Annotated in this window: 10 protein-coding genes and 1 pseudogene; 10 read left to right on the top strand and 1 reads right to left on the bottom strand. The window is 64.8% G+C overall.

Features of this window, described 5'->3' with window-relative positions:
* The coding region (locus tag ACXJL8_RS22315; RefSeq protein WP_456685596.1) for a TonB-dependent receptor at positions 1 to 2,004 on the top strand (2,004 nt) is incomplete at its 5' end.
* Between the two features lie 12 nt (positions 2,005 to 2,016).
* Entirely contained in the window at positions 2,017 to 3,450 is a 1,434-nt protein-coding gene (locus ACXJL8_RS22310; protein ID WP_456685595.1) for a PepSY domain-containing protein, read from the top strand.
* Positions 3,451 to 3,480: 30 nt separating this feature from the next.
* Here ACXJL8_RS22310 and ACXJL8_RS22305 read toward each other — a convergent pair whose 3' ends face one another.
* Positions 3,481 to 3,606, bottom strand: a complete 126-nt coding sequence (locus tag ACXJL8_RS22305; RefSeq protein ID WP_456617754.1) for a hypothetical protein — start codon at positions 3,604 to 3,606, stop codon at positions 3,481 to 3,483.
* Between the two features lie 95 nt (positions 3,607 to 3,701).
* Between ACXJL8_RS22305 and ACXJL8_RS22300 the strand changes: the two genes are divergently transcribed.
* The 8 genes and pseudogenes from ACXJL8_RS22300 to ACXJL8_RS22265 all read left to right on the top strand — a co-directional run.
* Positions 3,702 to 4,862 (top strand): transporter substrate-binding domain-containing protein, encoded by a 1,161-nt coding sequence (locus ACXJL8_RS22300; protein ID WP_456617753.1) that lies wholly within the window; start codon positions 3,702 to 3,704, stop codon positions 4,860 to 4,862.
* Positions 4,859 to 5,524 (top strand): ANTAR domain-containing response regulator, encoded by a 666-nt coding sequence (locus tag ACXJL8_RS22295; protein ID WP_456685594.1) that lies wholly within the window; start codon positions 4,859 to 4,861, stop codon positions 5,522 to 5,524. The genes ACXJL8_RS22300 and ACXJL8_RS22295 overlap by 4 nt, the downstream gene beginning before the upstream one ends.
* Positions 5,525 to 5,534: 10 nt before the next feature.
* Positions 5,535 to 6,776: an urea ABC transporter substrate-binding protein gene (locus tag ACXJL8_RS22290; protein ID WP_456617751.1), complete on the top strand. Its 1,242-nt coding sequence runs from the start codon at positions 5,535 to 5,537 to the stop codon at positions 6,774 to 6,776.
* A 93-nt stretch (positions 6,777 to 6,869) separates the two neighbouring features.
* Positions 6,870 to 7,742, top strand: a complete 873-nt coding sequence (locus tag ACXJL8_RS22285; protein ID WP_456617750.1) for an ABC transporter permease subunit — start codon at positions 6,870 to 6,872, stop codon at positions 7,740 to 7,742.
* A 15-nt stretch (positions 7,743 to 7,757) separates the two neighbouring features.
* On the top strand, positions 7,758 to 8,822 hold the full coding sequence (locus ACXJL8_RS22280; RefSeq protein ID WP_456617749.1) for a branched-chain amino acid ABC transporter permease: 1,065 nt from the start codon (positions 7,758 to 7,760) through the stop codon (positions 8,820 to 8,822).
* Positions 8,822 to 9,538 carry an ABC transporter ATP-binding protein gene (locus tag ACXJL8_RS22275; RefSeq protein ID WP_456617748.1) on the top strand — a complete coding sequence of 239 codons (717 nt, stop codon included), beginning with the start codon at positions 8,822 to 8,824 and terminating at the stop codon, positions 9,536 to 9,538. Before ACXJL8_RS22280 ends, ACXJL8_RS22275 begins: the two co-directional genes overlap by 1 nt.
* 1 nt (position 9,539) lies before the next feature.
* Positions 9,540 to 10,259: an ABC transporter ATP-binding protein gene (locus tag ACXJL8_RS22270; protein WP_456617831.1), complete on the top strand. Its 720-nt coding sequence runs from the start codon at positions 9,540 to 9,542 to the stop codon at positions 10,257 to 10,259.
* Between the two features lie 30 nt (positions 10,260 to 10,289).
* Positions 10,290 to 10,511: pseudogene (locus tag ACXJL8_RS22265) on the top strand (acetamidase/formamidase family protein); the annotation flags it as partial.

The raw sequence follows: 10,511 nt of genomic DNA, 5'->3' as shown, positions 1-10,511 counted from the left end.
GAGCAGGGCTATCGCACTGTATCCGAGGTGGCCCAGGGCGCGGTCGGCGTCACCTCCGGCGACAATCCGGCCGAGCCCGCGGCTTTCTCCATGCGTGGCTTCACCAACAGCCAGATCAACATGCTCTACAACGGCATCAAAATCGGTCCGCAGAACATGACCTCGCGGATCACGGATACGGCCAATCTCGCAGCCGTCGAATTTTTGAAAGGTCCGGCCTCGCTGATATCGGGTGAAGGTGCCGCCGGTGGCGCAATCAACTTGGTCACGAAGCAGCCACACACCGGGCCGATCCGGAATGAGGCTGACTTTTCCTGGGATTCGCTGAACTCGTTCGGCGTCCATTACGGCTCGGGCGGCAGCACCAACGTGCAGGGGCTCGACTACCGCTTCGACATCAGCCGTTCCTCGCTCAACGGCTTTGCCGACGACACCAATACCAAGACGCTGGATGTGTCCGGCCAGCTCAACTACCGCATCTCCGACAGCCTCAAGGTCTGGGGCGCGATCGAGTATCGCGAGGATCGCGGCAGGGCCTATTGGGGTGCGCCGCTGGTGCCGATTGCCTTCAGCGGCTCGCATGCCACGAGCGGCATCGTCTCCGGCAATTACGTCTCGAACTATAACAAAACCAATCTTGGTCCGGTCACGATCGACGATCGTACCTTCAACGCCAACTACAACGTCCTCGACAACCGTAACGTGGCGCAGGAAGTCTGGCTGCGCGGAGGTTTCGAGCTGAAGCTGGCGTCGGACCTGACCTTGAAAAGCCAAGTTTATGGCTATGGCGCAGAGCGCACCTGGTTCAATAACGAGGTCGAGGCGTTCAATGCCAGTACGGGCCTGCCCAACTCGAACATGGTGGACCGCGAGCGCTTCTATGTCGCACACAGCCAGCGCCTTGTCGGCAACATCACCGACTTGATCTGGGACACGAACATCGCGGGCTTCGACAACCGGCTGGTCACGACGCTGTCGTCAAGCTATCTCGACTTCGTCAGGCCGGGCGCGGCGAAATTCCCGAACGACTATGTTCCGCTGGTCGGTTTCGATCGAGGCTTTTACGGCGAGCTCGCGACCAAGCAGCAGACCGCGCGAATCGACAACGAGGCGCTGTCGTTCGAGGACCGGCTGAAGCTGACCCGGACCTTCGCGCTGATCGGCGGCCTGCGCGTCGAGCATATCGGGCTCGACCGCAACTCAACCGACCAGAACGGTCTGGTGAACGCGGGCTTTCCGTTCACGAAGGACTGGGCGCCGGTGACGGGACGCATCGGCTACACCTGGGACGCCGTGCCCGGCCTGACCTTCTTCAGCCAGTACGCCACCGGCGCGGACGTCTCCGCCAACAATATCTTCCTGCTGTTGCCAACTCAGCCGCTCGACCTGACGACCGCGCGCACCTACGAGACCGGCGTCAAGCATCTGTTCTGGGACAACCGGGCTGAGTGGTCGTTCTCGGCCTACGACATCCTGCGCAAGAACGTCTATGCGGCGGCCGGCGGCATGCAGCTCAACATCGCCGGGCGGCAGGAATCGAAGGGCGTGGAGCTCGCGGCGGCCATCCGGCCGATCGAGCCTTTGCGGCTCTGGGGCAACATCGCCTATGTCGATGCGCGCTACGCCGACTACAATTTCGTCGGCGGCTCGTTCTCCGGCAACACGCCGCCGAACGTGCCGCGCGTCGTTGCCAATGCCGGCGCGTCGTATCGGTTCTTCACGCCGTGGCCGGTGGAGCTCGGCATCACCGGCCGCTATGTCGGCGACCGCTATAACACCGACGCAAACGTCGTGACGCTGAAGGCGTACACCGTGGCCGACGTCTATACCTTCGTCGACATCCCCAAGACGGTGTTCAATGCGGTCGATCAGGCCCGCCTTGGTTTCCGCGTGCGCAACATCACCGACAAGCGTTATGCGATCTGGGGCGATCCGTTCTATCCCGACCAGATCCTGCTCGGCGCGCCGCGCACCTATGAGATCTCGGCCGCGTTCAAATGGTAGGGCGCTGACCACATGATGAGCGCGATCGTCCTGCTGCACCGCTGGCTCGGGATCGCGTTCTGCCTGCTGTTCGCGATGTGGTTTGCGACCGGCATCGTGATGCACTTCGTTCCGTTTCCGTCGCTGACGGAGGCGGAACGCTTTGCCGGACTTGCGCCGGTGGATCGTGCGCGGGTGGCGATCGCGGTTGCCGATGCGGTGGCCGCCAGCGGCCTCACCGATGCGACGCGTGCTCGCCTGATCGAGCGCAGCGACGGACCGGTGTACGTCGTCTCGGGAGCGTCGCGTATGCGCGCAGTCCGCGCCTCGGACGGAGCGGACGCATCGGTCACGTCTCCCGAGTTTGCGCTCGCCATGGCGCAGGATCATGCTCGCAACCGTGGGCTCGAAGCCACCGGCGCGAGGATCCTCGCGCGCGCGGACTACGATCAATGGAGCGTGCCGAACGGTTTTGATCGCCACCGGCCGCTGTTTCGCGTGGCCCTCGGCGATGCCGCCGGGACGGAGGTCTATGTCTCCTCGCTGACCGGCGAGATCGTGCTGGAGACGACACGGAGCGCGCGCGGATGGAATCTGGTCGGCAGTGTGCTGCACTGGATCTATCCGACGGTCCTGCGAAGCAATTGGGCGCTGTGGGATCGCGTGGTCTGGACGCTGTCGCTGCTGGCGTCGGTTGCGGCGGTGCTGGGCGCGGTGCTCGGGATCGTGCGGATCAGGATTCGAGGACGCCAGGTCTCCTCGCCATACCGTGGCTGGCATGCCCTGCATCACATCATCGGCCTTGCGGCGACGGTGTTCGTGCTGACCTGGATTTTCAGCGGCTGGCTCTCCATGGATCACGGCCGGCTGTTCTCGCGCGGGCAGTTGACCGCGCCCGAAGCCGGGATAGCGAACGCCCCGCCGGACTGGACGGCCGTCTCGTCGCTTGATCGGGCGCCGATATCGTCCTCCGCCCGCGAGGTCGAATGGTTCGCCTTCAATGGCGGTGTTTATCGTCGTGACCGGATCGCACTTGGCAGCCAGATCCTGGTCAGGGCAGTAGRGGCGCCCCGTGATGGCCAGTCGGGATTCCTGAGCGCGCAGGAGGTTCAGGGCTTGACGATGCGCCTTGCGGCCGGCTGCAACCCGCCGTCCGTTCTTGCCGATAACGACGACTACCCCGCGCAGTCCATCGTTCCGGGGGCGCCCGTCCATCGCTCACGGTGCGGCGACCTCTGGTTCGACGTCGACAGCGCCAACGGCGGCGTGTTGCAAAGGCTGGACGCGTCGCGGCGGGCGTATCGTTGGCTCTACAGCGCCTTGCATACGCTCGATTTTCCGGCGCTCATGGCGCATCCGCGTCTCCGTGACACCCTGATCGTCGGGCTCTGCGCACTCGGGCTGGTGTTCTCCGTCACCGGCGTCGTCATCGGCTGGCGGCGCTTGCGCGCGTCTGTCGCGGCTTGACGCGGGTCGTCTTCCGTCTGCACAGTTTTGCTACAGGGCGGCACGAATTGCGGCAATTTTCGCTGCAACAACGCGCTTGACATCGTATTCGATCTCAACGACCGTAATGCACGAGCGTAGGGCAAGACGGCCCATCAACGCGGTAAGTTCAACCATTTCCAACGCCACGCGGTCGTCGCGTGTTCGGTTGGCGGCGAGGGCGCCCTCGGCTTCACAGCCGGCGGGCGCTTTTTTTGTTTTTGGATCGAGTGATGACGCGGAAACAATATCGGATCGGCGTGATGTTCTCGACGACGGGCTCCTACAGCGTCGTCGCACGTTCGATCCTCAACGGCGCATTGCTCGCGTTCCAGGAGGTCAATGCGAGCCGTGACGACATTGCGCTGGAGCCAGTGGTGGTCAACCCGTCCGGCGACCTCGCGCGCTACCGTTCGCTCAGCCTCGAGCTGCTCGGTTCCGGCATCCGGCAGGTGGTCGGCTGCTACACCTCGTCGAGCCGCAAGGAGGTGATCCCGTGCTTCGAGAAGTTCGACGGACTGTTGTGGTATCCGTCCCACTACGAGGGCTTCGAGAGTTCCGATAACGTCATCTACACCGGCGCCGCGCCCAACCAGCACGTGCTGCCGTTGGTCGACTATCTGGCGTCCCGCGTCGGCTCGCGCGCCTTCTGTGTCGGCTCCAACTACATCTGGGCCTGGGAGAACAACCGCATCTTCCGCGAGGCGCTGACCGCGCGGGGCGGCACCGTGCTGGCGGAGCGCTATCTCTCGGTCGGCGATACCGAGGTCGACCAGGTGATCGCGGCGATCATCGACCAGCGTCCCGACTTCGTCTTCAACAATCTGATCGGCACCAGCGCCTATGCCTTTTTTCGGGCGTTCCGGGCCGCCTGCCGGGCGCGCGGCATCGATCAGGCTGCGGAAATTCCGGTCGCGAGCTGCACGCTGTCGGAACCGGAACTACCGGAGATCGGTCCGGACGCGGTCGACGGGCATCTGTCCTCGAGCGTCTATTTCTCCTCCCTGAATTCGCCGGAAAATGGCGCCTTCATGCGCGCCTACACGACGTCCTTTCCGGACGGACCGGTCTCGTCGGCAGATGCTGAATCCTCCTACATCGCCGTCAAGCTGCTCGCGGCGGCATTGTCGCAGGCCGGCACCGACGACGCCCGCACGGTGCGCGCCGCCGTGGCCGATCAGCGGCTGCGTGCGCCGCAAGGCGAGGTGCGGATCGACCGGCAGACCTTTCACGCCTGGCTTACGCCGCGCATCGGCCGCTCGACCGCCGGCGGGCAGTTCGAGGTGCTGCTGGAATCCCGCGAGCCGGTCGCGCCCGATCCCTATCTCGTCCAGTCGTCGCCGCGCTTTGCCAGCGCGATGCGCTCTCCGCTGTTGAAGGTGGTGCAATCATGAGCTCCCGACTGCTTCAGAACTTCAAGGGCGGCCGCGCGATCGTCGTCACCCGGCGAGGGGGATGGGAGAGCACGCTCGAAACGACGCTGGCGAAGCTCGGCGTCTCGACCGAATATCCGGAAATCATCGACGGCCGCGCGCAGATCGAGGCCGCCGGCCTTCAGGCCGACCGTGACATCCTGTTCGTCGACGGCGACCTCGAGGGCGCGGTTGCGATCGAGGTCAACCCGGCCTCGCGCCTGCCGCCGGTGCCGGTCATCGGCCTCGTCGGCGTCGAGGCGCCGAGCCGGCTCAAGGCGCTCGTCAACCTCGGCGCCACCTCGTTTCTGCGCAAGCCGGTGCATGGCGGCGCGGTCTACACGTCACTGTTCATGGGCATCAACCAGTTTCTGCTGCGCAGCGAGATGTACGAGCGCTTGCTGGGCCTCGAAGAGCGCCGCCGCGGCCGTCGCGCGGTGATCCGGGCCGTCATCCTGCTGATGCAGCAGGATGGCCTCGACGAGGAGGGTGCCTATTCCCAGCTCCGCCGCGACAGCATGCGCGCGCGGCAGAACATGGAACTCTATTGCGAGGAGTTTCTGAGCAAGCGGGCGAAGCCGCCCGACACGTCCGGCCGCACAACCGGCATTACGCTGCAAGGCGGCAACAAGCAGGCCATCTAGGAGAAGCAAAATGACCAAGTCTGTATTGCGGGGGCTGCGCGCCGCAGCCCTCACGGGGACGCTTGTCTTCGGATCACATCAGGCGCTCGCGGCGGAAAACCCGATCAAGCTCGGCGTGCTGGAGGATCAGTCCGGCGATTTCGCCGCAGCCACCATCGGCAAGGTCCACGCCATCCAGCTCGCCGCCGACGAGATCAACAAGGCCGGCGGCATCATGGGCCGGCCGCTGGAGCTCGTCGCTTACGACACGCAATCCGACAACACCCGCTACCAGGAATTCATGCGGCGCGTGCTCCAGCGCGACAAGGTCGACGTCGTGTTCGCGGGCTTCTCCTCGGCCTCGCGCGAGGCGTATCGCCCGATCGTCGACCAGTTCAACGGCTTCGCCTTCTACAACAACCAGTATGAGGGCGGCGTCTGCGACGGCCACATGATCGTCACAGGCGCGGTGCCCGAGCAGCAGTTCTCCACGCTCATTCCCTACATGATGGAGAAGTACGGCAAGAACGTCTACACGCTCGCCGCCGACTACAATTTCGGCCAGATCTCGGCGGAATGGGTCCGCAAGATCGTCAAGGAGAACGGCGGCAAGATGGCCGGCGAGGAGTTCATCCCGCTCGGCGTGTCGCAGTTCTCGCAGAGCATCCAGAACATCCAGAAGGCCAAGCCGGACTTCGTGGTCACGCTGCTGGTCGGCACCGCGCAGGCCTCCTATTACGAGCAGGCCGCGTCCGCCAACGTCAACCTGCCGATGGCGTCTTCGGTCAATGTCGGGCAGGGCTACGAGCACAAGCGCTTCAAGCCGCCGAGCCTGAAGGACATGTACGTCACCACCAACTACATCGAGGAAATCGACTCGCCCAAGAGCAAGGAGTTCTACGCCAAGTTCAAGGCGAAGTTCCCGAGCGAGCCCTACGTGAACCAGGAGGCCGAGAACTCCTATCTCGCCGTCTATCTCTACAAGCAGATGGTCGAGCGGGCGAAGTCGACCAAGCGCGAGGACATCCGCAAGGTGATCGCGATTGGCGACGTCTGCATGGACGCGCCGGAGGGCAAGGTCTGCATCGACCCGAAGAGCCAGCACATGTCGCACACGATCTATCTGGCGAAGGTCGATGCCAATCACGCCATCTCCTTCCCCAAGGTCTGGGAGGACATCAAGCCCTATTGGCTCGGTGACGCCGGCTGCGACCTCACCAAGAAAGATCCGATGGCCCAGTACACGCCGTCGAACCCGCCGCCGAAACCCTGACGACGGCTGGTCGCCCCGGCGTTGACGGCACGCCGGGGCGATCACGGACATCCGCGGCGGCAACGCCGCTTCTCTCACCAGTCTGGCAGGTCCATGGACATCGCGACCCTTGCATTCTCGGCGCTCTATCAATTCGGCGACGCCTTCGCGTTCCTGGTGCTGTCGGCCTGCGGGCTCGCGGTGATCTTCGGCATGATGGGCGTGATCAATCTCGCCCATGGCGAGTTCATCATGTGCGGCGCCTATGTGACGGCGGCGACGGTGCATGCCGGCCTGCCATTGCCGCTGGGGATATTGGCGGGAACGATCGTGTCCGCACTGGTCGGCGTGCTGGTGGAGCTCGCCGTGATCCGTCATCTCTACGACCGGCCTCTCGACACCATCGTCGCGACCTGGGGTCTGAGCCTGATCGCGACGCAAGGCACGCTGATCATGGTCGGTTCCACCATGGCGGGCGTCGGCACGCCGTTCGGCAGTTTTCAGGTCGGCGACTACTCCTATTCGATCTATCGCATCGTGCTGTTCTGCGCCGCGCTCGGCGTGCTGGCGGGGCTCTACGCCCTGTTCAACTGGACCCGCTTCGGCGTGCTGGCGCGCGCCACCATTCAGGTACCGCATATGGCGGCGGCGCTCGGCGTCGACACGCGGCTGATCTACAGCCTCACCTTCGCCTGCGGGGCAGGGCTCGCCGGCCTTGCCGGCGGCCTGTACGCGCCGACCATGACGCTGGTGCCGACCATGGGCGCGACCTTCATCATGGAGGCTTTCGTCACCGTGGTGATCGGCGGTGCCGACGTCTTCCTCGGCACGGCGCCGGCGGGCACCGTGCTCGCGGTGGTGAAATCGGTGATGACGTCGTGGCAGGGGCAGTTGTTCGGCCAGATCGGCCTGTTGGTCGCCGTCATCATCGTCGTCCGGGTGCTGCCGAAAGGCATCTCCGGCTTCGTGCTGCGCGAGCGCACGTGACGGAGTGATGGTGTCGTGAGCGGTTTCGTCTCCCTGTTCCGTCGTCTCGAAGGCCCGCAGACGGTCGGCCGCGGCCGGGCCTTCTGGGCTCTGTTTGCCATCGTGCTGTTGCTGGCGCTGGCCTATCCGTTGTTCAGCGACGGTTACACCGTCGGCAACACCGTCTATTTCTTCGTCTGGGTGTTCATCGCGCTCAGCCTGTGCCTGATCTGGGGCTATGGCGGTTCGCTCTCCTTCGGCCAGACGGCGTTTTTCGGGATCGCCGGCTACGGCTACGGCATCCTGACCATCAATTTCGGCTCGGCCTATGGCTTCACACTGATTGCGATGGTCGTCGCCGTCGCAATTGCCGCACTGTTCGCCGTCCTGCTCGGCTATTTCATGTTCTTCGGCCGCATCGCCGGCGTCTTCCTCGGCATCGTCACGCTCGCCGTGACCCTGATGCTGGAACGCTTCATGGCCCAGACCGCGGGACCGGAGTGGCACATCGGCAGTGCGCGGCTGAACGGCTTCAACGGCATGAGCGCGATGCCGCCCTTGACCATCCCGTGGCCGGGCGAGCCGATCGTGCTGTTCGCCGATGTCGGCCTCTACTACCTCGTGCTCGGCCTCCTCGTGTTCGTCTATCTGGCCTTGCGCATCCTGATGAACTCGTCGTTCGGCAACGTCATCGTCGCGATCCGCGAGAATCCGGAGCGGGCGGAGATGCTGGGTTATGACGTGCGCAAGTACCAGCTCATCACCTTCGTGATCGGGGCCGCGCTCGCAGGAATATCCGGCGTGCTCTACACGGTGTGGGGACAGTACATCACGCCCTCGAGCATGGGCATGACGGCGGCGGCGTTGCCCCTGATCTGGGTCGCGGTCGGCGGTCGCAGCGATCTGACATCGACCGTCATCGGCACGCTGGTGGTGCTCGCCGCGTTCCAGGCGCTCACCATCTACGGCAGCCAGTATGCGCTCATCTTCATGGGGGTGCTGCTGGTGCTCACCGTCCTGATCGCCCCGAACGGCCTCGTGCTCGGCCTGATGAACTGGCTCGGCCGCCTCGCCACCCGCTTCACGCAGAGGGCGGGCTGATGTCGCTGCTCGAGCTCCGCAAGCTGAACAAGCATTTTGGCGGCCTGCACGTCACCAACGCCGTGGACCTCATCCTCGAAGCCGGCGAGATCCACTGTCTGATCGGCCCGAACGGCGCCGGCAAGAGCACGCTGTTCCGCCTGATCCTCGGCGAGCATCATCCCGGCAGCGGCGACATCCTCTTTGCAGGCGAGAACATCACGGCGCTGAAATCATTTGCGCGAATTCATCGCGGTCTCTCGGTCAAGTTCCAGGTGCCCGGCGTCTTCAAGGGCCTGTCGGTCCGTCAGAACCTCGAGATCGCCTTGCAGAGCCGGCACCGCGGCGCGGAGCTCGAAGCGGAGATCGGCCGGCTGCTTGCCTTCCTCGGACTGGAGAGCGAGCAGGCCCAGACCGCGGGCAATCTCAGCCACGGCCAGAAGCAATGGCTCGAGATCGGCATGGCGATCAGCCTGAAGCCGCGTCTTCTCCTGCTCGACGAGCCCACCGCCGGCATGTCGCCGGAAGAAACCCGCACGACCGGCGAGATGGTGCAGCGGCTCAATGCCGACGGCATGACGGTGCTGGCGATCGAGCATGACATGGCGTTCGTGCGTCAGGTCGCCCAGCGCGTCACCGTCCTGCATCTCGGTCAGGTCTTTGCGCAAGGCACGATCGACCAGATCGTCGCCGACGAACGCGTGGCGGCGATCTATCTGGGGCAGGCCCATGCTTGATATGCCGCGCAAGGAAGTGATCCTGTCGACGCTGGGCCTGCGCGCCGGGTACGGCGGCAAGCCGGTGCTCCAGGGCCTCGAGATCGAGGTGCGGGAAGGCGAGATCGTCGCCGTGATCGGACGCAACGGCGTCGGCAAGTCGACGCTGATGAAGAGCCTGATCGGGCTCGTGCCGGCGATGAGCGGCTCGATCGTGTATCGCGGCGAGGCGGTGGAATCCCTGCCGGCGCACAAGCGGGCGCGCCTCGGCATGGGCTATGTGCCGCAGGGGCGCGACGTGTTTCCGCGACTGACCGTCGGCGAGAACGTCGCGGTCGGCGCCGCGATCAAGGGCGGCGGCATTCCCGAAGCGGGCCGGCGCAGGATCGTCGAGGCGTTTCCGATCCTCGCCGAGCGCTGGTCCCAGCGCGCCGGCACCATGTCCGGCGGCCAGCAGCAGCAGCTCGCGATCGGGCGGGTGCTGATCGCCGACCCCCATCTCATCCTGCTCGACGAGCCGTCCGAAGGCATCCAGCCCAACATCGTCCAGGACATCGCGCGCAACATGGTCGAGCTCAACCGCAAGACCGGCGTGACCATCATTCTGGTCGAGCAGAATCTCGACATGATCCGCGCCATGGCGCAGCGCTGCTACGTCATGGACAAGGGCCGCATCGTCGCAAGTCTCGACCGCTTGGCGCTCGACGACGAGGCGGAGATGCGCCGGCACCTCGCGGTCTGAAAGCGGCGCCAACAACCAAGGAGAACAGCAATGGCCTGGCAAAACGATTCCATCATGGCACGCAAAGGCGTCGCCAGGGGCGAGCGCGGCACGCAGTACACCATCACCGAGAGCGAGCAGGGCAAGTACCACTATGTCTACGGCCCCTATGTGAGCCCGGTGCTGAGGGTCGATCCCGGCGCCGTCGTCGCCGCCGAGACCCATGACGCCTTCGAGGGCGCGATCAAGCACGAGACCGACAGCCCGTCGAAG

This window comes from Bradyrhizobium sp. P5_C11_2 (assembly GCF_054049755.1).
This window is presented reverse-complemented; position numbering and strand designations above follow the sequence as displayed.

Excerpts from the sequence above, each read along its gene's own strand:
- ACXJL8_RS22305 (WP_456617754.1), bottom strand. The coding sequence starts at position 3,606 with ATGGTTGAACTTACCGCGTTGATGGGCCGTCTTGCCCTACGCTCGTGC.
- ACXJL8_RS22300 (WP_456617753.1), top strand. The coding sequence starts at position 3,702 with ATGACGCGGAAACAATATCGGATCGGCGTGATGTTCTCGACGACGGGC.
- ACXJL8_RS22295 (WP_456685594.1), top strand. The coding sequence starts at position 4,859 with ATGAGCTCCCGACTGCTTCAGAACTTCAAGGGCGGCCGCGCGATCGTC.
- ACXJL8_RS22290 (WP_456617751.1), top strand. The coding sequence starts at position 5,535 with ATGACCAAGTCTGTATTGCGGGGGCTGCGCGCCGCAGCCCTCACGGGG.
- ACXJL8_RS22285 (WP_456617750.1), top strand. The coding sequence starts at position 6,870 with ATGGACATCGCGACCCTTGCATTCTCGGCGCTCTATCAATTCGGCGAC.
- ACXJL8_RS22275 (WP_456617748.1), top strand. The coding sequence starts at position 8,822 with ATGTCGCTGCTCGAGCTCCGCAAGCTGAACAAGCATTTTGGCGGCCTG.
- ACXJL8_RS22270 (WP_456617831.1), top strand. The coding sequence starts at position 9,540 with ATGCCGCGCAAGGAAGTGATCCTGTCGACGCTGGGCCTGCGCGCCGGG.